Origin of the sequence: Staphylococcus equorum (assembly GCF_029024965.1) — a bacterium.
Lineage (GTDB): Bacteria > Bacillota > Bacilli > Staphylococcales > Staphylococcaceae > Staphylococcus > Staphylococcus equorum.
In genome coordinates, this window is the sequence record NZ_CP118982.1 from 1,448,643 (window position 1) to 1,473,800 (window position 25,158).

Consider the following 25,158-nt stretch of genomic DNA (forward strand, 5'->3'; position numbering starts at 1 on the left):
TAATCATTTTCAATTACATTATACAACACTGAGAATTATTGTCAATTAGAATTGGGTATTTTTTATAATTTCTTATATATCAAAATTCAATATCCTTTAAAAGGTTAACATAGCGCTATATTATATGATTTATTAGTTTGAATATTTCTCGTATAAAAGCAACAAAAATTATACAATTATTAGTAATAACTTCCTACATGATGTATTTTCATTTAAAATATAATTTGAGGTGCAACTTATGACAAAAATATTAATAGTAGAAGATGAACAAAATCTTGCTCGCTTTATAGAACTTGAACTTGAACACGAAGATTACACTGTAGATATAGAATACGATGGACGTCCTGGTCTAGAAAAAGCATTATCCAATAATTACGACCTTATACTCTTGGATTTGATGCTACCAAATATCAATGGCTTAGAAATTTGTCGTCAAATTCGTCAAAAACAAACAACACCAATTATTATTATTACTGCAAAAAGTGATACATATGATAAAGTCACAGGTTTAGATTATGGCGCTGACGATTATATTGTTAAACCATTTGATATAGAAGAATTACTAGCTAGAATACGTGCTATGCTTCGTAGACAGCCACAAAAGAATGTCATCGATATCAAAGGTATCATTATAGATAAGGATGCTTTTAAGGTCACTGTAGAGGGGGAATCATTAGATTTGACGAAAACAGAATATGATTTATTATATTTACTTGCTGTTAATAAAAATCATGTTTTACAAAGAGAACAAATTATTACTGATGTCTGGGGATATGATACTGAAGTTGAAACGAACGTTGTAGATGTTTATATTCGTTATTTAAGAAACAAACTCAAACCCTATGGTAAAGATAAATACATCGAAACAGTTCGTGGTGTTGGCTATGTGGTTAGACAATGAAGCAAAGAAAATTAAAAACAAAATGGATGATGATTACAACAACAATAACGTTTTCAACGATATTTATTTTTAGTTTAATTATTATATTCTTCTTGAGTAATAGTTTACGCCACAATGAATTTACTGAGGCAGAACGTAGTTCGTCAGATATTGTAAATCTTTTTGAAACTAAACAAATTGAAGATATAACACCCTTAGATTTAAATGCTTCTTTAGGCAACTTTCAGAAAGTGATACTATACAATGACGACGGCAACAAATTAATGGAAACTTCAAATGATAATACGATAGGCTACACGCCCAATTTTGCGACTAAAGATGCAAATCAAGCGTCCATTAAAAATCACCATAATACAGAATACTTGACTATAACGCAACGTATCGATTCTCAAAGTTTCAAAGGATATAGTGTCATTGTCCATTCATTAGAAGACTATAATACACTCGTAAACTCTTTATATTTTATTGCGCTTATTTTCGGCATCATTGCAACGTTTATCACTGCCATTGTTAGTTACTTTTTCTCATCACAAATTACAAAGCCATTAATATTGATGTCTAACAAAATGCAACAAATACGTAGAGATGGTTTCCAAGAAAAAGTAGAATTAAATACAAACTATGAAGAAACAGATAATTTAATCGTTACGTTTAACGAAATGATGTTCCAATTGGAAGAATCTTTTAATCAACAAAGACAATTCGTGGAAGACGCTTCTCACGAATTACGTACGCCATTGCAAATTATCCAAGGTCATTTAAATTTAATTCAACGTTGGGGAAAAAAAGATGCAGCAATACTCGAAGAATCTTTAGACATTTCCTTAGAAGAAATGATGAGGATTACAAAATTAGTAGAAGAACTTCTCTTACTCACAAAAGATAATAATAATAGTCGTGATGGAGAAATCGAAAATGTAGATATCAATCAGGAAATTACTTCTCGCATAAAATCATTAAAACAATTACATCAGGACTATAAATTTGAATTTGAAGCTTTTCCTAAACCACTTAATATTAAAATTAACCGTTATCAATTAGAGCAAATACTAATTATTTTCATTGATAACGCTATGAAATATGATCAACATAACAAACATATTCATATTCAAACCAATCTGAGAAATAAACAAATTTCTATTGAGATAACAGACCATGGTGTTGGTATTCCTAAAGAAGACATCGAATTTATCTTTGACCGTTTTTATAGAGTCGATAAATCACGATCTCGTAAATTAGGTGGAAATGGACTTGGTCTATCTATTGCTAAAAAAATAATTGAATTGAATCATGGCACCATTCAAGTTGAAAGTGAAATAGGTAAATATACAACTTTTAAAATCACTTTTTAACACGTATAATCTAGCATTTAAAAAGTTAAAATTTAGCAAAACCTACGTCACATTATTATATATATTACAAAAGTAACAGAATCTATTTCATTTAGGTTCTGTTTTTTCATATAAGTAGGCTATTGGTACTTTAATTTGCGCTTGTTTAATGCTATTATTGATTTGTAAGCGTTTCAACTATTTTGTGGAGGGTGTAATATGAGCAACGAAAGACAGGTTTCCGAGGCACCTGTAAATTTCGGGGCAAATCTTGGATATGTTTTAGATTTATATGACGTATATCTAAATGATCCGACTTCAGTCCCAGAAGATTTGCAAGTCCTATTTAGTACAATTAAAAACGGTGAAGCTAACATCGTAACAAATAAGGAAGGTCAAAGTAATGTGACTAAAGGTGATAGCACAATCAAACGTGTTATGCGCTTAATAGATAATATCCGCCAATATGGGCATTTATCAGCAGATATTTATCCCGTCAATAGACCTGTAAGAGAAAATGTTCCAAAGTTAAACTTTGAAGATTTTAATTTAGACAAAGAAACACTTGAATCTATTTCTGCAGGTATTGTATCAGAGCATTTCAAAGATATTTATGACAATGCTTATGAAGCTATTGTACGTATGGAAAAACGTTACAAAGGACCAATCGCCTTTGAGTACACGCATATCAACAATAATAGAGAACGTGTATGGTTAAAACGCAGAATTGAAACACCGTACAAAGCAACTTTAAATGACAATCAAAAAATCGAACTTTTTAAAAATTTAGCACATGTTGAAGGTTTTGAAAAATATCTACACAAAAACTTTGTAGGCGCAAAGCGCTTTTCAATTGAAGGTGTAGACACATTAGTCCCAATGTTACAGCAAACTTTAAAACTTGCGAGTGACGAGGGTATTCAAAACATTCAAATTGGTATGGCTCACCGTGGGAGATTAAACGTACTCACACATGTTTTAGAAAAGCCATATGAAATGATGATTTCTGAATTTATGCACACAGATCCAATGAAGTTTTTACCAGAAGACGGAAGCTTAAAATTAACTTCTGGATGGTCTGGCGATGTTAAATATCACCTTGGTGGCGTGAAAACAACGCGTTCATATGGTAGTGAACAACGTATTTCATTAGCTAATAACCCAAGTCATTTAGAAATCGTAGCGCCTGTTGTTTTAGGTAAAACACGTGCAACACAAGACAATACAGATAAACCTGGTGCAGTAACAACTGAATTCGAAAAATCAATGCCAATATTAATTCATGGTGATGCAGCTTATCCTGGTCAAGGTATCAATTTTGAAGCAATGAACTTAGGTAGTCTTGATGGTTATTCTACTGGCGGTACACTCCACGTTATTACAAATAACCGTATCGGCTTTACAACAGAACCTGAAGAAGGTCGTTCTACAACATATTCTTCAGATGTTGCAAAAGGATATGATGTGCCAATTATGCATGTTAATGCAGACAACGTTGAAGCAACAATTGAAGCAATTGAAATTGCTATGGCTTTCAGAAAAGAATTCCATAAAGATGTTGTTATTGATTTAGTTGGTTACCGTCGATATGGTCATAATGAAATGGATGAACCATCAATCACAAACCCACTACAATATCATGAAATACGTAAACATGACTCCGTTGAACTTTTATACGGAAGACAACTCGTTGATGAGAATATTATTACAGAAGATCAAATGAATAATATTATGGATGAAGTACAAAAATCATTACGAGCAGCTCATGACAAAATCGATAAAAATGATAAAATGGATAATCCAAATATGCAAAAACCAGACGATTTGGCAGAACCAATTCAAAGTCAAGATACAGAATTAAGTTTTGAACATCTAAAAGAAATTAATGATGCGATGCTTACGTATCCTTCAAATTTCAATGTATTGAAGAAACTTAATAAAGTATTGGAGAAACGTAGAGAGCCGTTTGAAAAAGAAGATGGATTAGTTGACTGGGCTCAAGCAGAACAATTAGCTTTTGCGACGATCACTCAAAACGGCAATCCAATACGCTTAACAGGTCAAGATAGTGAACGTGGTACTTTCAGTCATCGTCACGCAGTATTACATGACCCAGAGACTGGTGAGAAGTATACACCGTTACATCATGTACCTGATCAAAAAGCGACGTTTGAAGTACGAAATTCACCATTATCAGAAGCTGCGGTAGTTGGCTTTGAATATGGTTATAACGTTCAAAATAAATCATGTATGACAATTTGGGAAGCTCAATATGGTGATTTTTCAAATATGTCTCAAATGATTTTTGATAACTTCTTATTTAGTTCAAGAGCTAAATGGGGCGAACGTTCTGCTTTAACATTATTGTTACCTCATTCATTTGAAGGACAAGGACCAGAACATTCATCTGCACGTTTAGAAAGATTCTTGCAACTTGCAGGAGAAAATAATGCGACAATCGTTAATTTATCTAGTTCAAGTAATTATTTCCATTTATTACGTGCCCAAGCTGCTACATTAGGTACAGAATCTATGAGACCTTTAGTAGTAATGTCACCGAAAAGCTTATTACGTAATAAAACTGTAGCAGATCCTATTAGTAAATTTACTACGGGCAAATTTGAAGCGATTTTACCAGAAGAACATCAAAAAGACGCTGTAAGAAAAGTTATTTTAGCTTCAGGAAAAATGTTTATTGATTTAAAAGAGTATTTGGCTAAAAATCCAAATGATTCTATATTAGTTGTTGCAGTTGAAAGACTTTACCCATTCCCTGTAACAGAAATCGAAGCATTATTAAATGAATTGCCGAATTTAGAAAACGTAGCTTGGGTACAAGAAGAACCTAAGAACCAAGGTGCATGGTCATTTGTTTATCCATATCTAAAAGAATTAACTACAGATAAATACGATTTAAGTTATCATGGTCGTATACAACGTTCGGCACCAGCTGAAGGTGATGGTGAAATTCACAAACTCGTTCAAAATATGATACTCGAACAAAGTACAAAAATTAACTAGGGGGAAGTCAAGCATGCCAGAGGTAAAAGTTCCAGAATTAGCAGAATCCATAACAGAAGGTACCATTACAGAATGGTTAAAACAAGTAGGCGATAACGTAGATAAAGGTGAAGCTATCGTTGAACTAGAAACAGATAAAGTAAACGTTGAAGTTGTTTCAGAAGAAGCAGGTGTTCTTCAAGAATTACTTGCAAACGAAGGCGATACAGTTGAAGTAGGCCAGTCTATCGCTGTCGTTGGAGAAGGTAGCGGAAACAACGCTTCAGAAGCATCAGCTAAACAAGATGATGCTAAAGACGATTCATCATCAGAAAAAGCTCAACCACAACAATCTGAAACACAAAATGATAAATCAGAAGAAAAAGATCAAGACAATGGGCAACGTGTTAATGCAACACCGTCAGCACGTAAATATGCTCGTGAAAAAGGTATCGACTTATCTGAAGTAGCAGCGCAATCAAATGATGTTGTAAGAAAAGAACATGTTGATCAAAGTCAAAATCAAGCAAGCTCAAAACAAGAAGCACCAGCCGCTAAAGAAGAAGCGAAAAAACCAGCACAACAAAATCCATCAAAACCAGTAGTGAGAGAAAAAATGTCTCGTCGTAAGAAAACAGCTGCTAAGAAATTATTAGAAGTTTCTAATAATACAGCTATGTTAACTACGTTTAACGAAATTGATATGACTAACGTAATGAATTTACGTAAACGTAAAAAAGAACAATTCATCAAAGACCATGATGGTACTAAACTCGGATTCATGTCATTCTTTACAAAAGCAGCTGTTGCAGCGCTGAAAAAATTCCCAGGTGTGAATGCTGAGATAGACGGCGACGATATGATTACTAAACAATTCTATGATATCGGTGTGGCAGTATCTACTGACGATGGTTTACTTGTTCCTTTCGTTAGAGATTGTGACAAGAAAAACTTTGCTGAAATCGAAGAAGAAATTGGTAATTTAGCTAAAAAAGCACGCGATAAAAAACTCGGCCTAGACGATATGGTAAATGGTTCATTCACAATTACTAATGGCGGTATCTTTGGTTCAATGATGTCTACACCAATCATCAATGGTAGCCAAGCTGCTATTCTAGGTATGCACTCAATTATTACACGTCCAATTGCTGTCGATGCAGATACAATTGAAAACCGTCCAATGATGTACATTGCATTAAGCTATGATCACAGAATCATTGATGGTAAAGAAGCAGTAGGATTCTTAAAAATGATTAAAGATTTAATTGAAAACCCAGAAGATTTACTATTAGAATCTTAATCCAAAACACAAAATAGTTTATTAATCCCAATACAACGGCGCTAAGCGTCGTTGTATTTTTTTAAATTTTAATTACTTTAAAATCCAAATAAGGAGCGTGAACATGAAATCAAAATTCGACTTCGTATTCACGCCCCAAGCTAATCAAAAAATAAAGGCGATGATTAATATTATCAAGCCACACGTTAAACAAATATAACCGGAAGCCTTTGAGCGTTGTCTTAGAAGAAAAATACTAAAACTAATTATGGCAACACTTAAAATCAACGATGTTATTAAGTTTAACCATGAATTTAATAAAAATAGATAGTATTAGAAAACCGAGTTATGTCTTTGACTATACTTAACAGATATATGGAATTATAAAAATATGCTCATTTAAAAGGACATATACAACAACAATAACTCAAAAGGTATATTTAATCACAAAATAAGACATCAACTTAAAATCGCACTTAAATTACAATGTGAGCGATTAGTATGCAGTTACTTATATTTTTATTACAACCTGAAAACAGTTAAATATTTCTGCAAAGAAATTAATAATGCACAATCATATTAAATCGAACTGATGAATTATTTTCATTTGAGTAAAAATGGAAGATATTAGCGTTAAATTTAATAGATTCATCTTTGTGAACCGTATAGTTGTCTCCATCCAATTTAAGCGTTAGTGTACCTTCATAAACCGTTATGTACTCTATAGATCCAGAACCATGTGGCGAATCTTTCATAAGACCGTCAGGCTCTATAATAACCATATGACTCTCAAACTTTTTCTCAATATCAAACTTAAAAAATGGATATACTTTATATTTATTATCTTCTGAAGTTAATGGCTTCAACTCATTCGCAGATATCTTTCTAATATATTCAATATTTTCTTGTGTAAGTTCAGAGAATGAAACTTTTAAACCGTTGGCAATTTTCCATAATGTTGTAATCGATGGAATAGATTCTTTACGTTCAATTTGTCCAAGCATCGTTTTACTTACTTCAGTCAAAGTGGATAAATATTCTAATGAATAACCATTTTGTTTTCTATACAACTTAAGGTTTTCAGCAATAATATCATTAATTTCTTTCATAGATTTTCCCGCCTTTATTTTTATAATCTAACGTAAGGAAACTTCATTTTAAATCATAAAACGTTATAACGTCATTATACACGTTATAACGTTTTATTAAAGAGGGGAGGTAGTAAAGACATTGTATAAAAACTATAAACCTTATGATAGCAGTGTTAGTGTAACTATTTATTAATTTGAATATTCTGGGTTTTAAACACGTAAAACAGCAGATTTCATGTTTGAAATCTATAGTAGCTACGATATTTCTATTTATTCTGATGATCACAGTTCATTATTCTATTTCAATAACTAGCTTATTATATTTTACTTTTGACCATTCAAATAATGATTACTAACCGTTACACATTGCTAGAGTATAAACTTAATTTTTGTATCTTTAAAAGCATAGATGCATTTTTATCATGTTAAGTACTTTTTCATAATCGGTCTTTCCATTAAAAAAAGCCATCACTATAGACTCACTAGCTGAGACAATTTTAAAGTAATGGCATTTCTCTACTATATTAGCATTTAATTTTTGACGTGTTTTTGATAATAATCACGTGGGCTGCATCCATAAGACGTTTTGAATTTTCGATAAAAGTTAGAATAATCGCTAAAACCACATAAGTTGGCAACTTGTTGTGGACTTTCTCCATTTTTCAACATACGTTGCGCATTTTGTAATCGTTTCTGTAATAAATAGCGATAAGGTGGGTAACCTACAAGGCGAGTAAAATGTTGAGTAATTTTATAGCGACTAACATAGAATTTCTTTTCCAAATCTTCTAATGAAATAGGATCTGCATAATGTAACTCCATGTAATCTAATACTTGTCTTACTAACTCCGATTCCGGATCATCTAGCACTGATACCTGTTCATTAGCAATAGACACTCTATTTAAAAGTATAAAAAATTGAGTGAGCAATGCTTCTTCTGCTAATTTCTTCCCGAATTTCTGAATATTTTGTTCATTAATTAAACCCTGAAGCAAATAATATAGTTCTCTTTTTTGCGATTCTGACAATTGTAGTAAATTTTTAAAATTTGGTGATTTTGTGTCAAAGCATCCACTTAAATCACATTTATCTGTAGACAAATATTCTAATAAATGTGCATCAAACCTTAATCCAATACGTTCGGCATGCCCATCCATTTGTTCATTTAATTGATGAAACTCATATGGCGTAATGAGCAATAAAGAACCTACGTCTAACTGATATTTTCTACCTTCAATGGTATATAGCATATTACCTGATAGTGAGAAAAATATTTCATAATGGTCGTGATAATGTAATTCATTGCCAAAGTGACCATCACTTATCCTGTGCCATGCTGCATACTCTCCATCAAAAGGTAACGAGATAGAATCAAATTTAAACTTAATATCCCCATTATCTTTCATTAAATTACCTCCCACTCAAAAAACAATCTTTTTCCCTTTATTTACAATGTTGTTAATTTTCACTCAATATATAATTAAATTATAACACTAAAGCAATATTAAATTGAAAGGATGATTTATATGACTGAACCACAAATTGGAGTTCAAATGATGATGCTTAAAGATAAGGTAGCTGAAGATGGAATATACAACGTTTTAAATAAAGTAAATGAGCTTGGCTACCATGCTGTTGAAGTATCTCAAATAGAAATGACAGAACAGAACATTACTGAAATGCAACGTGCAATTAAAGATTTTGGCATGAATATCGCAGCAATGTCTTGCGGGGTTGAAGATATTTCTGAAGAACAAAAATACCCAGGTGATACATTACAAAATGATTTTGATAAAATTGTAGCAGATTGTAAAGCTGTAGATTGTACAATTTTACGTATTGGCATGCTTCCTATGAATTATATGGGTTCTAAAGAAAGTACGCTTAAATTTGCCGAAATCTGTGAGGAATATGCTAAACGTTTAAAAGAACATGGCATCGATCTATACTATCATGCGCATAACATAGAATTCGTTCGTTATAATGGAGAGCTCATGTTAGATTTAATGCGTGATAATACTGAACATTTAGGCTTTGAGTTAGATATACATTGGATTTGGCGCGCTGGTATAGACCCAGCTAAATTCATACCAACATACGCAAACCGTATTCGTGCCATTCACTTAAAAGATTACCGCATTGGAGAAATTGACTGGAACCAATACCCTGGAGAAGGCGTTGAGAAGGTATATTATATGCTACATATGATTACACAATTTGCTGAACTTGGTGAAGGTACTTTACCTTTACGAGATATCATAGAAGCTGGCCTTGAAAGTGGCAGTGAATATTTCTTTGTTGAGCAAGATGAATTGTACGGTGCCGATCCCTATGATTGCTTAATCACAAGTCGTGACCACTTAATTGATTTAGGTTATAAAACATGGTTCTAATTTAAATTAATCGTCTATTTACACCTTGATAGGTGCTTTTTAAAGCAAAATTATGTAAGCGATTGCAATTAACTATTTTATAAAAGTTAAGTTATATTTATTAAAAATGGAGGTATTTTTATAATGAAAAATATCGCAATATCAGGATTTTCTGATGAAATATCATCAGAATTAGATACTCAGTTAAAAACTGTCAGTGAATTAGGTATGCGCTATATCTCACTGCGCGGTGTTGATGGTGAAAATATTAGCAAATACTCAGTTGAAAGCATACAAAAAGATGTCTTACCAAGGTTGGAAAAATGGAACATTGGTGTTTCATCCATTGGATCTCCAATCGGTAAAATTTATATTAATGATGATGCCGCTTTTGAAGCACAATTAGAAATATTAAAAACATTATGCCAAATATCAAATGCTTTAGATTGTAAATACATTAGAATATTTAGTTTTTATATACCAAAAGAAGATAATTTTGATGATTATGAAAAAGAAGTCATTGCTAAATTAAAGCAATTTGCCAAAATTGCTGAACAATATAATGTGATATTACTTCATGAAAATGAAAAAGATATCTTTGGGGATATTGCTCGACGTTGCAATGTTATTTTAAATGAAGTCGGTTCAGAACATTTTAAGGCAATCTTTGATTTCGCAAATTTTGTTCAATGTGACGAGGATCCACAAGCATGTTATGAATTATTGACTCCACATATTGAATATATTCATATTAAAGATGCTGTTTATGAAGATAGCGTCAATGTCTTATGTGGCACGGGGGATGGTCAAATTGAATCGATACTTAAACAAGCAATCGACCGCGGCTACGAAGGTTTTTTAACACTAGAACCTCATCTCGTTGTGTTTGATTCACTTAAAGATTTAGAACTTGAACATTCCACAGAGACAATCCAAAACACAGTAGCTAAAGATGGTGCTGAAGGATATAAAATGCAATATGAAGCTTTACTTAAAATACTATCTAATATTGAACAAGAGGAGAATGCATAATGGAAAAAGTTCGTTTAGGAATTATTGGTTTAGGTGCACAAGGTGGTACTTATGCAGGTTTTATTCATAGCGGAGAAGTAGATAAACTAGAAATCGGTGCAATATGTGATATTGATCCAGAGAAAAAAGCGTTAAGTGCTGAAAAGTATCCTGATGTACCATTCTACGACAACTATATTGATATGTTAGAAAGTGGTGATGTAGATGCAGTCGTTACGACAGTGCCTCATTACCTCCATACAGAAATAGGCAAAGAAGCATTGTCTAGAGATATTCATGCACTTTTAGAAAAACCTGCAGATATCTATGCTGAAAAAGTTAAAGAAATTAGTGATTTAGCAGCTTCTAAACCGGAATTAACATTTGGTATTTTCTTTAATCAAAGAACTAACCCTTTATATCAAAAAGTTAAAGCATTAATTGATGATGGTGAAATTGGTCAAATTCGTCGTACAAATTGGATTATCACTACATGGTGGCGTCCACAAGCATATTATGATCAAAGTTCTTGGAGAGCAACTTGGGATGGAGAAGGTGGTGGTGTTTTAGTAAACCAAGCGCCACACCAAATCGATCTACTCCAGTGGTTATGTGGCTTACCTGAAAAAGTATTTTCAAATGTCAAATATGGTTACCAAAGAGAATTAAACGTCGATGATGATGTAACAACTATATTAGATTATGGCAACGGAGCAACAGGTGTATTCATTACATGTACACATGACATTATCGGAACAGACCGTTTAGAAATCACTGGCGATAAAGGTAAAATATTAGTAGAAGATAGTAAAAAAATTACACTGACTCGCCTAAAAGATTCTGAAACAGATATGAATCGTAATATGTCGTGGGAAGATGCTGCCAAAATTTTCACTGGCAATGGTTTTGACGATATCTATGATCAAGAAACATTTGAATTTGAAAGTGTGTGGGGTCAACAACACATCAGCGTATTAGAAAACTTTGCAGCTAATATTATCGATGATACACCATTGATTGCCCCAGGCAGTGACGGTATTAATGGTGTTAACTTCGTAAATGCCATTTACCTTTCAAGTTGGTTAGGCAAAGAGGTATCACTACCAGTAGATCCAACAGAATTTAAAAATGCATTACAAGAAAAAATTCAATCAGAACAATAAATTAACTCATAAAAGCATAAATAAACGGAGATGGTCATATGCTTAAAATTGGAATTGTTGGACTAGGTGATATCGCTCAAGTACATATTCAAGCGATTGATGATAATCCAGAAGCTCAATTAGTAGCAGTTTGTGATGAAAATGAATTATTTAAAAATAAAGTGCCTCATGCTCATTTTTATAAAGATTTAAATGAAATGTTAGATTCAGAAGCGTTAGATTGTGTTCATATTTGTTTACCTCACTATTTACACTTATCAGCGACAACGACTTGTGTCGAAAAAGGCGTTCATGTGCTTCAAGAAAAACCACTCGCAATTAATGCCAAAGAAGGACTTGAATTAGTGAAATTAGAACGTAAATACCCAGAAATAAAAATTGGTATTTGCTTTCAGAATCGCTATAACGACACCTTTCAAACACTACAACAAATCGTCGAAAGTGGTAAACATGGCAACATCATCGGCGTAAAAGGTCTCGTAACTTGGTTTAGACCTGAAGCTTATTATACAGAGAAACCTTGGCGCGGTAAGATGGACACTGCTGGTGGTGGCGTGTTAATCAATCAAGCCATTCACACACTTGATTTAATGCAATTACTTTGCGGCAAAATCTCGTCTATTAAAGGCAATGTCTCACAACTATTAGATTACGATATTGAAGTAGAGGATACCGCAGCAGCACATATAGAATTTGAAAATAAAGCAAATGGCATGTTTTTCGCTACAAATGCCAGTATTGGAAATTCTAGTGTTGAGCTTCAAGTCATCTTTGAAAATGAAAAATTCACAATTAAGGATAATATTCTGACACGCGTAAATGAAGACGGTTATAAAATACAAGTTATAGAAGATGCTAAAGCACCTAAAACAAAATCTTATTATGGACCAAGTCATGGTAAACTGATTAATCAATTTTATGACTGCATACATTACGATACGCAAAATTATGTACATGCTGATGATGCACTCGCATCCATAGCTATGATAGATGCAATTCAAATGTCTTCTGAATCAAATCATACCGTAACATTTGCCAGTGATTAAATTTTCACTACCTTAAAGATCTATTCAGCGCAAGGGACATAAATACAACATGTTATTTTATAAATGTAAATAATATATTTCACTGTAGTGGTCTGTATTAATTCAGCAATGTGGGAGCAGGGTAAGAAACCAAAATTTGATTTCTTACCTTGCTCCTTTTTATTCGAACATTTTTGATTTTAAAAGTACATGTTTGCTTGGAATATAGAATGATTGTTTTTTTATTTAAGCTTCATTACAATAAATATATAATAATATATCTTAATGAATGAAGGTGCCTTTTATGATCAATAATAGCAAAATCATATTAGATCTTGCTGTAACTTTAGATGGATTTATAGAAGGGGCCAATGGTGAAATTGATTGGTGCATCATGGATCCAGAAATGAATTTCAATGCATTTTTAAACCAAATAGACGCTATTATTTATGGTAGAAAAAGCTATGACTTATGGGGAACGTTCCAACCGCACGCAGATGATAATATCAATGGAGACCAGTTGATGTGGGACAATATTCATAGCAAAAGGAAATATGTATTTACACGTCAACATATTCCCGATCAAACAACAACTGAATTTATTAATAATCCTGACATTATCAAGTCAGTAGAACAAATCAAATTAGCCCATACAAAGGACATCTGGTTATATGGTGGGTCTAGTATTATCACCTCATTTATAGATAATAATTTAATTGATGAGTATCGTTTATCTATTCACCCTGTAGTGTTAGGTTCTGGAAAACCATTATTTGAAAATATGAGTCAGAGATTGAATTTGTCATTGCTAAAAACACATACTTATCAAAGTGGTGTCGTACAGCTCATTTATGGCAAAGGTAAATAATAAACTTTTATAGAAAAAGGAATGATTTTCAGTGCACATAGCGATTGAAGCTAAAAACGTATCAAAAATGCTTAACCAAAATCTAATCATTAATGATTTGTCCTTTAAAATCCCCAAAAATTCCATAACTTTAGTAAAAGGAATAAATGGAGTGGGTAAAAGCTTAACATTAAAACTTATTTCCAAATTACAGTTACCAAGTAACGGCAATATTTATACTGATTCTAAAATTAGCTATGCCCCGGATACATTTCCTAAAAACATTAAAGTAACAGTAAAACAATTTTTATTATTCATAATTAACTCAAATGATCAAATTAATAAAAAACAAGTACATACTATACTGCAAAATTATTTGGATTTATTTTATTTAACTGAATTTCAAGATTTGAAGTTGCATCGTTTATCTAAAGGAACATTACAAAAAGTTAATATTATACAGTGTCTATTAGCGGATGCTGACATTTTAATTTTCGACGAACCATTTTCAGGTCTAGATAATAAATCAGAAAAACGATTTATAAATCATTTAAAACAATTAGTTAAAACGAAAACAATTATTTTAACAGCGCATGATTACAATTTTGAAAATACTGTAGTCACTCATATACTCAATTTAGATGATTACACATTTAAATCCATCTCTAAGCAAGATACGCAGAAATTAATTATTGTGCAAAGCCATAAACAAAATCACAACAACTTAATTATGGCAAATAATGAAGATTCTATAGTTTCTACAATAAAAATTAGCGACAATAAGTTAGCGATACAAGTATATAAATCAAAATCTAACTTAGTTATACAAAATTTAATAGATTATAATTATGAAATTATAGAAGTAAAGGACTTATAATATGCTACTTACTTTTTTAAAATATGAAAATTTAAAGTTTTTAAAATCTTATATTTTTATACCACCTATTTTTATTTACTTATTATGTCTAATAAGCATCTATATCTATAAAGATGTCCCTGTATTATCTAGTTATGGTTCCACATCAATTGTACTATTTCTTATAATGACTTGGCTTACAATTATTAATTTCAAGCACGATACTATTAACGAACGCTATATTTTATATATCCAATTAAGATCTAAAAACAATTATTTAAAACTTAAAGTTTTATATCTTTTTCTAGTTAGCTGTTTATTAATACTACTTTCACTATCATATCCATTATTAATCCATGTTTTTAATAAAGATGTTACATTAAATTTAATTTCCATAGGTTTAATCACACATATATTAATGGGTTTATTTGGGATATTATTAGGTTCTTTTGTAACAAATACAAAAATTGCTAGTAAAAACTTTAATTGGCTTCTTACAATACTTATCATAATTGTTACACTTACCAAGGATTTATTAATAGAACAATTTTCATTTTTGCAATGGATATTATGGACTCTTCCACCTATAAGCAGTATTTTATATCTATTAAATAAGGATTCCATTCATATATTTAACCTAGACTTTATAATGTTATGCATCCATTCTTTTATATATATAGTTATATTTTTTCAAATGATCAAATATTTTTTCAATAGGCAATAAGATAAGTAAATGTTGTTAATACAAAAAGGGTTTAGTTATACGAAAACAAGTAGACGCTTTACTATCATTAAAAATTAAATAGGAAGCCCAAATCTATCAGTTTTTCTAATAGATTTGGGCTTCCTAATAGAGCATGAGATAATTTTATCCCAAACCTTTTAAATTTTACTATGGCTTTATTATTCAAGTATAACAACTACATGTTATTTTAAATTTTAACTCCAATAATCTCGATTAAATTTACATGTCTTAAAAAATGTAAATTTATTAAGCTATATACACAAAAAGCTCAATAATAGCTAGAATTAAAAATACTAAGAAAACTACGCCATAGATATTATTTTTCTTAACACTTTTAGCATTAGCACTTTTTTGCTTTGCTTTATTATTTATATTTGAAAAGAAAGTAATTCCAGAATACACTGCTATAAGCACAGTGATACCAAATACAACCCATACTGTTAACATTTTAAAACCTCCTTCTAATTCAATAAATCTATTTTCAAATTTGTCATGAACAATAATAAATCACGATATAGATACATTTTAATACATTTTCTTAATTCGTCCAATGTATAATCGTTATAATTTTGTAAAACCATTATTCATCATACAAATAATACTTAAAGTAAGTTATAATTAGTTGAAAAGATATGAATAGAGGGGTTAATATAATGAATGGTCTTAGAAGTGTTACTACAGGGACAAATGATTTAGAAAAAACTAAAACTTTATTTAAAGATATACTCGGACTCAATGTGACAAACAAAGGGCAAGCGCTACGTTTTGGAGATGCTGAACTTAATTCTGGTACACGTATACATTTCGTAGAAATACCTAACTATATTAACAATAATAATCATATAGATAATATTGGTTTGCGCGTACCAAGTGATGAAGGTCTGGATGAGTATAAATCAGTATTAGATAATCAACACATTAACCATGGTGGAATTACAGATTTAAATGGTCATAAATATTTTGATTTTAAAGACCAAAATGATCAAACTTTTAATATTTACTCAAACGAACATAATACTGGAGCACCATTAGGTATGCCATCATTTGAAAGTACTGTAAATCCGTTACACCAAATCCAAGGTTTAGGACCTGTCATATTGAAAGTTAATGAACTCATATTAACGCAATCTATTTTAACTAAAGTTTTTGGACTCATACATTTTGCTGAATACGTACCAACAGACGATGCCGATTACAAAGTACAAGTATTTCGTATTGGAGACGGTGGGCTAGGTGGCGAGCTACATATCTATGCTGCAAAAGATGAAGTTAAAATGCCTGAACATGGTATAGTTGAACAAATTGAATTTGCTACTGAATCAAAAGCACATTTTCAAAATGCATTACAACAACTTGAAGTCATTGGGATTCCTTATCAAACATTAGATCAAGATGGTGAACGTTCTTTAAGAATTAGTGAAAAAAGCGGCATCACATTTATTTTAACTTTAGAAATAAAACAATAAAGAGAGGTTTTTATAATTATGTTACATGAAACTTGGAAAACAAATACACCTATTAAAAAAGTCGAAGTTGAACATGCGGAAGCGAAAAAATTCACGGTATCTGATATGCTAACAGTAGGAAAGCAATATAACGTTATTAATGAAACCGAAGAATATTATCAAATCATCGATAACTCTGGTCTAGTTGGCGGATATTATAAAGAGTATTTTAAAGAAGTATAATATTTTAAATATATCGTATTGAACCATGAAAGCAACGAACAATTACTCACAATAGATTGTGAGTTTATATATTTTCTTATTAAAAATAGACTAGGGCAAAATATGATAATGTATTCTTGTCCCAGTCTATTTTTAATGGTTTTTAACAATTATCAGACAAACATGTAAATGCCAAAGGAGACATTTAAAAATGACAAACGCACAATATATTAATAGAGATGAAACTGTTTTTAATGATGCCAAATCATTAATGCAATTAAATAAAAATATACTGTTAAAAGGACCAACAGGTTCTGGTAAAACGAAACTCGCTGAAACATTAAGTGAAACTTTAAATAGACCAATGCACCAAATTAACTGTTCCGTCGATTTAGATGCAGAAAGTTTATTAGGATTTAAAACAATACAAACAAATGAAAATGGATCACAGGAAATTGTCTTTATAGACGGACCTGTCATACAAGCTATGAAAGAAGGAAATATTCTTTATATCGATGAGATTAATATGGCGAAACCAGAAACGCTTCCAATACTAAATGGTGTATTAGACTATCGAAGAAAATTAACAAATCCATTTACCGGGGAAGTTGTAAGTGCGGCACCAGGTTTTAATGTTATTGCAGCAATAAACGTAGGATACATTGGTACATTACCTATGAATGAAGCATTAAAAAACCGTTTCGTTGTTATTGAAGTAGATTATATTGATGGTGATATTTTAAGTGACGTTATTAAAAATCAAAGTCAGTTAAAAGACGATGCTGTTATCCAAAGCATTATAAAATTCAATGAAGATTTGAGAACAATGACAAAACAAGGTCAAATTTCTGAAGAAGCAGCAAGTATTCGAGCACTAATCGATTTGAGTGATTTAGCAACCATCATGCCAATAGAACGTGCGATACAACGTACGATTATAGATAAATTAGAAGATGAACGTGAACAACAAGCAATTAAAAACGCAGTAGAATTAAACTTTTAGTGAGGGATAACCATGAGTGATCGTTTTATAAAATTTAATGACGAACAGCTTGATGCAAAGCAAGTCATGATGCTACAAGATTTAGCTCGTCTTTTACTGAAAAATGAACAAGCACATGTTAAGATTCAAAAATTTCCATATTATGATCCTATCAACCATACGCTAATTACAAGTTCATTTTGGTCACATAGAAGCAAAGAAATAGAATCAACTGGATTAAAATCAGATGTATTACTTGCTACTTATGGCTATCAAATGATGGATGAAAAGATTGTTAATGAAGTCATTCATAATCGTGAGTTTCAACATCCTAAATTCTTCCAACAACTTTTCAAATTATTAGAAGACAAACGTGTATTAAATACCATAGTACAATTACGTCCATCTACAAAACCTATAATTCAAATGCGTAATGAAGTCAGATTGAACTATACTCAGACACAAATCAAAGTTTATAAAACTAAAACAACCTTTACAGACTTACTTTTTTTATATCTAGAAGCATCTTTTTTAACAGAAAACTTTTATGATGTACCACAAATACACCCTCAAATTGATGATGTTTTAAATCATATGTATCAATATTTACCTAATTTCTTCTATAATGAAACGTCTGAAGATAACATGTATTTAGCAGAACGTATCATGTATCAAATTGATGGTATTTTAAAAGAAGATATGTTGAATGAATATTATCATTTACCGAAAAAAGTTTATGAAGCAATACAAGAACTTAATTTTGAGGATTTAACGAGAACTGATGCAAGTAACTCAGATGGACAGTCTGATGAACAAAACGATGAAGAAGTTGTAAGTGAAGAAATGGAATCTAATAATCAAGATAGTGCGTCTGAAGGTGGCGCTTATTTAGAAATGGAATTGCATGAAGGTGAAAATAGTGATGTCATGGGAGATAATGACACCGCACGTGAAGGCGATGCGAGCGATGATATGACTGATATGCAAACAAAAAAGGGCAAAGGATCTACTGATAATGTTGAAGATGACGAAGGTGGTTCTGTCGGTCATAATCAAGCGTTCGCACTCAAAGGTATCAATCAAAATGTAGAGATTAAATGGAATATCCCAGACATTGAACCACAATATATCAATGATTATCATAACGTTGAATCTGAGGTTCAGTTTGAAACAAAAGATTTAATTCAAATTATTAAGAAAACAATTGATAGAGAATATCAAGATGAACGTCGTAATTTAACTAAAGGAAGATTACAGAAAAATCTACTTAATTGGTTTATTGATGATCAATATAAGTTATTTTATAAGAAACAAGATTTAAGTCAATCCTTTGATGCTACTTTTACATTGTTAGTTGATGCATCTGCAAGTATGCAAGATAAGATGGAAGAAACCATCAAGGGTGTTGTTCTATTCCATGAAACTTTAAAATCATTAAATGTTAAACATGAGATACTTGCATTTAACGAAGACGCGTTCGATGCTGATGATGCAAATCAACCTAATATTATTGACGAAATCATTTCATACGACCGCTCAACCTTAGAAAAAGATGGACCTAGAATTATGGCATTAGAGCCTCAAGATGATAATAGAGATGGCGTAGCAATTAGAATAGGGAGTGAACGATTAATGCGTCGTTCGCATAACCAACGCTTTCTAATTGTATTTTCAGATGGTGAACCTTCAGCATATAATTATAGTCAAGATGGTATTTTAGACACTTATGAAGCTGTTGAAACCGCTAGAAAAATGGGAATTGAAGTATTCAATGTATTTTTAAGTCAGGAACCTATTACAGAAGACATTGAACAAACGATTCATAATATTTATGGTCAGTATGCAATCTTTGTAGAAGGCGTAGAAAATTTGCCAAGTCATTTGTCACCATTATTGAAAAAACTTTTATTAAAATCATTTTAGCTAGACTAATTTTTATAAATAAATCGCTATATATTTAAATATTCTGAAATTTATATAGACGGCATCTAATTAAACGTGATAGAATAGGTAATATTATTTTATTGGATTAAAAGGAGAACGTCATATGAATAAAAATACATGGATTATAGGTTTCACATTGTTTGCAATGTTCTTTGGCGCTGGCAACCTTATATTCCCACCTAATTTAGGTTTAGATAGTGGGGAATATTTCTGGCCATCCATTTTAGCATTTGCATTAACTGGAATCGGATTACCGTTGTTAGGCGTTGTCGTGGGAGCGTTAGATAAACAAGGCTACATCGGTTCATTAAATAAAATTTCACCGAAGTTTTCAGTAGTATTCTTAGTAATTATATACTTAACAATAGGTCCGTTATTTGCAATTCCACGTACAGCATCAACATCATTTGAGATGACTGTTACACCGATTGCACAAACAAATAGTAGTTTAGCATTATTTATATTTACAGTTATTTATTTCTTAATTGTATTATATTTATGTATCAACCCTAGTAAAATGATTAATCGTATCGGCTCATTGTTAACACCATTACTACTTGTTACTATTTTAGCAATGATCATTAAAGGATTTGTAGATTTTGGTGGTAATGCTCCAAGTCAATCTGCCGAAGCGTTTACTTCTGGCTTTGCTGGATTTTCACAAGGTTTTACGAATGGTTACTTGACGATGGACGCTATTGCAGCAATTGCCTTTTCAATGATTGTAGTTAATGCTGTAAAAGCGACAGGCGTTACAAACGCGAATAAGATATTCAAGCAAACATTGCTAGCTGGTCTAATCGCTGCAATTGCCTTAATGTTCATCTATATTTCTCTAGGTTTTATAGGGAATCACATGGATGTATCACAAGAAAAAATTGCTAGTTTAACAGCAAAAGATCAAAACATAGGCACATACTTATTAACTACAATGGCAGGTGTAGGTTTTGGAACTTTTGGTAAATATTTATTAGGCATTATTGTTGCACTTGCGTGTTTAACTACTGCATGTGGTTTAATCGTTTCAGTGTCAGAATATTTCCATAGAATTTTACCGAAAATTTCTTATAAAATGTATGTAATTGGTTTTACTCTAATTAGTTTTATATTAGCAAACCAAGGTCTAAATTCAGTAATTTCAATGTCTGTACCAGTACTTAGCATTGTATATCCAGTAGCAATCACTTCAGTATTGCTGATATTGATTGCACGTTTTGTACCAACTAAGCCAATTGCACAACAAATTCCAGTTGCGATTGTTTCTATTGTTTCAATATTAAGTGTAGTACACACACAAGGCTGGATAAAAATGAGCTTTATTGATAGCTTACCTTTAAAAGACTATTCATTAGAATGGTTCCCAATTGCTATAGTAACTACAATTATAGGTTATATTGTAGCTACCATGGTTAAAAATCAAAAGCCTATCGTTTACGAAAAAGATTAAAAAGTTCATTTAAGTAGATACTGCTCAATATTTAAATGCAACATTTTTGTAATGATCAACCCCTTCAAAGTAATCACTTTTTTAAGTGACTACTTTGAAGGGATTTTTTATGTGTAACACTTTTATTTTGGTGTTGGGAACCTTAATTTAATTCAAAAAATCATTTTTTAAGATGGTGAATTTTCCAAGTGCATGATTAATATATAATTATTTAATCTTAAAAATTATAACAATTTTGCAAAGTCCAATTGATTACTAAGAAGAAGTGGGCTATAATCTTAACTTCAAGTGTTTCGTCAGTGACGATAGTAAGTCTCTTGTCACTATCATAAATAGACTTACATATTTTTTATTAAAGATGGTAAATACACGTATTCATATTCACAAAAACACCATTTGCTATAGCGTGAGATTTCATTTTCATACTTATAATCTTGAATTCTAAAACAATATTCAATGATATTCGTAAGCATTTCAATAAGTATTGAAAAAGCTAACTATTTATTATAAAAGACTTAATATAAAGAAAAATAGAGAGAAACTAAAAAGAGGAGTAGAATAACATTAAATTTTCTTATTGGAAAGATAAACTAGATTGGCCAGTGTTTCTTATTAGCGGTGGCGTACTTGTATTATTTGTAATTATGTCATCACTATTTACTACAGCAACTTCGGATTTCGTGCAAAAAGGATTTGAACTTTCAATTTCATATTTTGGTGCATTTTGGCAAGTTTTATTGCTAGCAACATTTGCAGTAGGTGCTGTTTTAGCTTTTTCAAAGTATGGCCGTGTGAGACTCGGAAATGCTTCTAAACCTGAAATGAGTTACTTCAGATGGGCAGCAATTGTGATTACATCAGGATTAGGCGCAGGCGCTATATTTTGGGCTGCTGCTGAACCTATGTATTATTTTATTGATGTGCCACCAACTATGGATTCAAGTATCAAAGATAGTAGTACAGCAGCTATACCCGCAGCAATGGCCCAAAGTTTCACATCATGGGGCTTTACAGCATGGGCGGTTTACGGTGCTGTAAGTGGCATTATAATCATGTATGCACATTATAATAAAGGGATGAAAATGCGTCCAAGAACAATTTTATACCCAGTATTTGGTGAAAAGATTGAACATACAAAGACAGGCTCAATGATAGATGTCTTTTGTATTTTAGGAGCAGTAGCTGGAACAATTGGAACAATTGGATTTTTCGGTTTTCAATTTAGTTACTGGTTACATAGTATTTTTGGTATTCCAGATAACATTATTACTCAAGTCTTATCTGTTGCAGGACTTATGGTCATAGTATCTATATCTGCAACTACAGGAATAGATAAAGGTATACAGTTTCTTAGCAAACTAAATATATGGTTAGCAATAGCGCTTGCCGTCTTTATATTATTAATAGGCCCTGGTGGCTTTATTATTGATACATTTATTTCTTCTTACGGAACATACATCACTAATTTCTTAGAAATCAGTACCTTTAGAGGTGATAATCAATGGGCTGGCGCATGGATGCTTTTCTTCTTTGGTTGGTTCATAGGCTATGGTCCTTTGATGGCTATGTTAGTTGCCCGTGTATCAAAAGGGCGTACAATTAGAGAAATCTTCATACTTGTTTCAGTCGTAGCAGCTGTGGTTTCTCACTTTTGGTTTTCTATTCTAGGTGGAAGTGGCTTGTTTTATGAATCTAAAAATAACGGTTCAATTAGCGATCCTTTATCTGAAAATGGTTTACCTGCAGCAGTTATCTCAATTGCTACACAATTACCTTTAGGCAACGTACTAGTTATAGCTTTACTCATTTTGACGCTTATATTTGTGATAACAACTGCCGATACAATGTCATATTCAATTTCTATGTCAGTTACCGGCGAGGGAGACCCACCTAAAATCATCAGATTATTCTGGGTTGCCATTATGGGTGTAATCTCAATTATTCTTATTAATATTGGCGAGGGCAGTATTAGCGCAATACAGTCCTTTATAATCGTAACGGCAGTACCTATATCGATTATAATGCTCCCTGTCGTTTGGACAGCACCGAAAATTGCTCACAAACTTGCTGTTGAACAAAATATAGTAACGACTCAATCTACAGACACAGTTGACGATACAGATAATTTAATTAAAAAATCAACAACTCAACATACAGAAGATAGTAAGCATTAAATAGGGAGATTAGAATAAAATCTCTAATCTCAAAATTAAAATACCATTCTATTGGTTTAATCTAATAGAATGGTATTTTTTAATGCATATAGAAAAAGTAGATGGGTATGGGGAAGAAATCTAATTTTGATTTTCTGGCCCAATTCCATCTACTTTTTTTGTTAATAAAAATCTTATTTATTATCTTTCATATCTAACAATTGATTTTGTAATTCTGATTCAAGTTGATTTAATTCTGTTTCTGCTTGCTTACGTTTAGTACGGCCTTGTTCTTGTATTTGAAGTGTCTGTTCAATTGTTTCGATAATATCATTTTGTGTTGTTTTTAGTGTCTCGATATCAACGACACCACGTTCATTTTCAGTAGCTGTTTCTAATGCATTTTGTTTTAATAATTCAGAGTTTTTTAATAGTAAGTCATTCGTAGTATCTGTAACGGCCTTTTGAGCAGATACAGCATTACGTTGTCTCATCAATGTTAACGCAATAGACATTTGGTTTTTCCATAACGGTATACTCGTTAAAATTGAACTTTGAATTTTTTCAGCAAGAGCTTGGTTTACATTTTGAATCATACGTATTTGAGGCGCTGTTTGAATTGCAATTTGTCTTGATAACTGCAAATCGTAAATACGTTTATCTAAACGATCTATAAATTGTTCCATATCAGATGCGGCTTGCACATCCATTTGATTACCTGTCGCTTTTGCTTGTGTTCTAAGTTTAGGCACTTCAGTCTGTTGTAGGGCATGCTGTTTCTTTTTAGCTGCTTCAATATATAAAGACAATTCTTCAAAATAATCTTTATTCATATTGTATAATTCATCTAACATGTCTATATCTTTTTTTAAGTTATTTTTATGCTTATCTAACTCAATAGAAATGCGATCAATCTGAGAACCTACAGACTGCATTTTCGAAAATATTTCATTAACAGATGCTTTCGTGCGTTTAAATATGCGTTTCAACTTAGATTGATTTTCTGGATTAAGTTCTTCTGGATTAACTGATTTTAATTTACTCATTAAACCATTCAGAGATTCACCGACAGGCCCAACATCTGTAGTGTTAACTTCATTTAAAATACGGTGTGAGAACTGCGACATATTTGATTGTGCTTGTGTACCATAATTCAGTAAACCATCATTATCCATTGGCTTTATTTGTTCACTCAACTTATCGATTTTTTGTTGTTCCTCTTGAGTATATTGTGTTTTATTATTGATTATTTCATTTTGATTAGCTGACTGTTCATCAATATATTTGTCCAATGGATGTGAACTTAAAAAATCTTGTTCTTTAGCCATTCAATTTCTCTCCAT

General features: G+C 31.7%; 21 protein-coding genes. 16 read left to right on the plus strand and 5 right to left on the minus strand.

Features of this window, described 5'->3' with window-relative positions; all coding sequences use genetic code 11:
- Nucleotides 1–238: 238 nt before the first annotated feature.
- The 4 genes from PYW44_RS07100 (at nucleotide 239) to sucB (ending at nucleotide 6,532) form a co-directional block, all read left to right on the plus strand.
- On the plus strand, nucleotides 239–901 hold the full coding sequence (locus PYW44_RS07100) for a response regulator transcription factor (RefSeq protein WP_115076000.1): 663 nt from the start codon (nucleotides 239–241) through the stop codon (nucleotides 899–901).
- Nucleotides 898–2,253 (plus strand): HAMP domain-containing sensor histidine kinase, encoded by a 1,356-nt coding sequence (locus PYW44_RS07105; RefSeq protein WP_021339182.1) that lies wholly within the window; start codon nucleotides 898–900, stop codon nucleotides 2,251–2,253. Before PYW44_RS07100 ends, PYW44_RS07105 begins: the two co-directional genes overlap by 4 nt.
- Before the next feature lie 198 nt (nucleotides 2,254–2,451).
- Nucleotides 2,452–5,253, plus strand: coding sequence for a 2-oxoglutarate dehydrogenase E1 component (locus PYW44_RS07110; RefSeq protein WP_021339181.1), 2,802 nt, complete (start codon nucleotides 2,452–2,454; stop codon nucleotides 5,251–5,253).
- 13 nt (nucleotides 5,254–5,266) lie between these two features.
- Entirely contained in the window at nucleotides 5,267–6,532 is a 1,266-nt protein-coding gene (gene sucB, locus PYW44_RS07115; RefSeq protein WP_115076001.1) for a dihydrolipoyllysine-residue succinyltransferase, read from the plus strand.
- Between the two features lie 539 nt (nucleotides 6,533–7,071).
- On the opposite strand, the gene PYW44_RS07120 is transcribed toward sucB, so the two are convergent.
- Nucleotides 7,072–7,620, minus strand: coding sequence for a helix-turn-helix domain-containing protein (locus PYW44_RS07120; RefSeq protein WP_071665247.1), 549 nt, complete (start codon nucleotides 7,618–7,620; stop codon nucleotides 7,072–7,074).
- Nucleotides 7,621–8,133: 513 nt separating this feature from the next.
- Nucleotides 8,134–9,009 carry an AraC family transcriptional regulator gene (locus PYW44_RS07125; protein WP_115076002.1) on the minus strand — a complete coding sequence of 292 codons (876 nt, stop codon included), beginning with the start codon at nucleotides 9,007–9,009 and terminating at the stop codon, nucleotides 8,134–8,136.
- A gap of 120 nt (nucleotides 9,010–9,129) precedes the next feature.
- Between PYW44_RS07125 and PYW44_RS07130 the strand changes: the two genes are divergently transcribed.
- From PYW44_RS07130 to PYW44_RS07155, 6 genes are all read left to right on the plus strand, one after another.
- Nucleotides 9,130–9,996, plus strand: coding sequence for a sugar phosphate isomerase/epimerase family protein (locus PYW44_RS07130; protein WP_021339177.1), 867 nt, complete (start codon nucleotides 9,130–9,132; stop codon nucleotides 9,994–9,996).
- A 123-nt stretch (nucleotides 9,997–10,119) separates the two neighbouring features.
- Nucleotides 10,120–11,007: a sugar phosphate isomerase/epimerase family protein gene (locus tag PYW44_RS07135; RefSeq protein WP_021339176.1), complete on the plus strand. Its 888-nt coding sequence runs from the start codon at nucleotides 10,120–10,122 to the stop codon at nucleotides 11,005–11,007.
- On the plus strand, nucleotides 11,007–12,149 hold the full coding sequence (locus PYW44_RS07140; protein ID WP_021339175.1) for a Gfo/Idh/MocA family protein: 1,143 nt from the start codon (nucleotides 11,007–11,009) through the stop codon (nucleotides 12,147–12,149). The genes PYW44_RS07135 and PYW44_RS07140 overlap by 1 nt, the downstream gene beginning before the upstream one ends.
- A 38-nt stretch (nucleotides 12,150–12,187) precedes the next feature.
- Nucleotides 12,188–13,195, plus strand: a complete 1,008-nt coding sequence (locus tag PYW44_RS07145) for a Gfo/Idh/MocA family protein (RefSeq protein WP_064782930.1) — start codon at nucleotides 12,188–12,190, stop codon at nucleotides 13,193–13,195.
- 283 nt (nucleotides 13,196–13,478) lie between these two features.
- The gene (locus PYW44_RS07150) at nucleotides 13,479–14,042 is read left to right on the plus strand and encodes a dihydrofolate reductase family protein (protein ID WP_021339173.1); all 564 of its coding nucleotides are present in this window, start codon (nucleotides 13,479–13,481) and stop codon (nucleotides 14,040–14,042) included.
- Between the two features lie 67 nt (nucleotides 14,043–14,109).
- Nucleotides 14,110–14,898, plus strand: coding sequence for an ATP-binding cassette domain-containing protein (locus PYW44_RS07155; RefSeq protein ID WP_226957231.1), 789 nt, complete (start codon nucleotides 14,110–14,112; stop codon nucleotides 14,896–14,898).
- Between the two features lie 252 nt (nucleotides 14,899–15,150).
- Here PYW44_RS07155 and PYW44_RS07160 read toward each other — a convergent pair whose 3' ends face one another.
- Both PYW44_RS07160 and PYW44_RS07165 read right to left on the minus strand, forming a co-directional pair.
- Nucleotides 15,151–15,387, minus strand: a complete 237-nt coding sequence (locus PYW44_RS07160; RefSeq protein ID WP_275113465.1) for a hypothetical protein — start codon at nucleotides 15,385–15,387, stop codon at nucleotides 15,151–15,153.
- Between the two features lie 481 nt (nucleotides 15,388–15,868).
- The gene (locus PYW44_RS07165; protein ID WP_064782933.1) at nucleotides 15,869–16,069 is read right to left on the minus strand and encodes a hypothetical protein; all 201 of its coding nucleotides are present in this window, start codon (nucleotides 16,067–16,069) and stop codon (nucleotides 15,869–15,871) included.
- Nucleotides 16,070–16,275: 206 nt separating this feature from the next.
- Here PYW44_RS07165 and PYW44_RS07170 point away from each other — a divergent pair, with 206 nt between their 5' ends.
- The 6 genes from PYW44_RS07170 (at nucleotide 16,276) to PYW44_RS07195 (ending at nucleotide 23,836) form a co-directional block, all read left to right on the plus strand.
- Nucleotides 16,276–17,088, plus strand: a complete 813-nt coding sequence (locus PYW44_RS07170) for a VOC family protein (RefSeq protein ID WP_064782934.1) — start codon at nucleotides 16,276–16,278, stop codon at nucleotides 17,086–17,088.
- 18 nt (nucleotides 17,089–17,106) lie between these two features.
- The gene (locus PYW44_RS07175) at nucleotides 17,107–17,310 is read left to right on the plus strand and encodes a DUF6501 family protein (RefSeq protein WP_021339169.1); all 204 of its coding nucleotides are present in this window, start codon (nucleotides 17,107–17,109) and stop codon (nucleotides 17,308–17,310) included.
- A gap of 190 nt (nucleotides 17,311–17,500) precedes the next feature.
- A complete protein-coding gene (locus tag PYW44_RS07180; protein ID WP_002507631.1) occupies nucleotides 17,501–18,292 on the plus strand; it encodes an ATP-binding protein in 792 nt (263 codons plus the stop codon).
- 12 nt (nucleotides 18,293–18,304) lie between these two features.
- The gene (locus tag PYW44_RS07185; protein ID WP_064782936.1) at nucleotides 18,305–20,194 is read left to right on the plus strand and encodes a vWA domain-containing protein; all 1,890 of its coding nucleotides are present in this window, start codon (nucleotides 18,305–18,307) and stop codon (nucleotides 20,192–20,194) included.
- Between the two features lie 124 nt (nucleotides 20,195–20,318).
- Nucleotides 20,319–21,662 (plus strand): branched-chain amino acid-like transporter carrier protein BrnQ3, encoded by a 1,344-nt coding sequence (brnQ3, locus tag PYW44_RS07190; protein WP_071665250.1) that lies wholly within the window; start codon nucleotides 20,319–20,321, stop codon nucleotides 21,660–21,662.
- 644 nt (nucleotides 21,663–22,306) lie between these two features.
- Nucleotides 22,307–23,836, plus strand: coding sequence for a BCCT family transporter (locus PYW44_RS07195; protein ID WP_021339165.1), 1,530 nt, complete (start codon nucleotides 22,307–22,309; stop codon nucleotides 23,834–23,836).
- A gap of 173 nt (nucleotides 23,837–24,009) precedes the next feature.
- Here PYW44_RS07195 and PYW44_RS07200 read toward each other — a convergent pair whose 3' ends face one another.
- Entirely contained in the window at nucleotides 24,010–25,143 is a 1,134-nt protein-coding gene (locus PYW44_RS07200; protein WP_064782939.1) for a toxic anion resistance protein, read from the minus strand.
- Nucleotides 25,144–25,158 lie beyond the last annotated feature (15 nt).

Bases quoted from the DNA above. Each gene is read 5' to 3' on its own strand.
- PYW44_RS07100 (WP_115076000.1), top strand. From the start codon at position 239: ATGACAAAAATATTAATAGTAGAAGATGAACAAAATCTTGCTCGCTTT.
- PYW44_RS07105 (WP_021339182.1), top strand. From the start codon at position 898: ATGAAGCAAAGAAAATTAAAAACAAAATGGATGATGATTACAACAACA.
- PYW44_RS07110 (WP_021339181.1), top strand. From the start codon at position 2,452: ATGAGCAACGAAAGACAGGTTTCCGAGGCACCTGTAAATTTCGGGGCA.
- sucB (WP_115076001.1), top strand. From the start codon at position 5,267: ATGCCAGAGGTAAAAGTTCCAGAATTAGCAGAATCCATAACAGAAGGT.
- PYW44_RS07120 (WP_071665247.1), bottom strand. From the start codon at position 7,620: ATGAAAGAAATTAATGATATTATTGCTGAAAACCTTAAGTTGTATAGA.
- PYW44_RS07125 (WP_115076002.1), bottom strand. From the start codon at position 9,009: ATGAAAGATAATGGGGATATTAAGTTTAAATTTGATTCTATCTCGTTA.
- PYW44_RS07130 (WP_021339177.1), top strand. From the start codon at position 9,130: ATGACTGAACCACAAATTGGAGTTCAAATGATGATGCTTAAAGATAAG.
- PYW44_RS07135 (WP_021339176.1), top strand. From the start codon at position 10,120: ATGAAAAATATCGCAATATCAGGATTTTCTGATGAAATATCATCAGAA.
- PYW44_RS07140 (WP_021339175.1), top strand. From the start codon at position 11,007: ATGGAAAAAGTTCGTTTAGGAATTATTGGTTTAGGTGCACAAGGTGGT.
- PYW44_RS07145 (WP_064782930.1), top strand. From the start codon at position 12,188: ATGCTTAAAATTGGAATTGTTGGACTAGGTGATATCGCTCAAGTACAT.
- PYW44_RS07150 (WP_021339173.1), top strand. From the start codon at position 13,479: ATGATCAATAATAGCAAAATCATATTAGATCTTGCTGTAACTTTAGAT.
- PYW44_RS07155 (WP_226957231.1), top strand. From the start codon at position 14,110: ATGCTTAACCAAAATCTAATCATTAATGATTTGTCCTTTAAAATCCCC.
- PYW44_RS07160 (WP_275113465.1), bottom strand. From the start codon at position 15,387: ATGATAAGTATTGTAAGAAGCCAATTAAAGTTTTTACTAGCAATTTTT.
- PYW44_RS07165 (WP_064782933.1), bottom strand. From the start codon at position 16,069: ATGTTAACAGTATGGGTTGTATTTGGTATCACTGTGCTTATAGCAGTG.
- PYW44_RS07170 (WP_064782934.1), top strand. From the start codon at position 16,276: ATGAATGGTCTTAGAAGTGTTACTACAGGGACAAATGATTTAGAAAAA.
- PYW44_RS07175 (WP_021339169.1), top strand. From the start codon at position 17,107: ATGTTACATGAAACTTGGAAAACAAATACACCTATTAAAAAAGTCGAA.
- PYW44_RS07180 (WP_002507631.1), top strand. From the start codon at position 17,501: ATGACAAACGCACAATATATTAATAGAGATGAAACTGTTTTTAATGAT.
- PYW44_RS07185 (WP_064782936.1), top strand. From the start codon at position 18,305: ATGAGTGATCGTTTTATAAAATTTAATGACGAACAGCTTGATGCAAAG.
- brnQ3 (WP_071665250.1), top strand. From the start codon at position 20,319: ATGAATAAAAATACATGGATTATAGGTTTCACATTGTTTGCAATGTTC.
- PYW44_RS07195 (WP_021339165.1), top strand. From the start codon at position 22,307: ATGTCATCACTATTTACTACAGCAACTTCGGATTTCGTGCAAAAAGGA.
- PYW44_RS07200 (WP_064782939.1), bottom strand. From the start codon at position 25,143: ATGGCTAAAGAACAAGATTTTTTAAGTTCACATCCATTGGACAAATAT.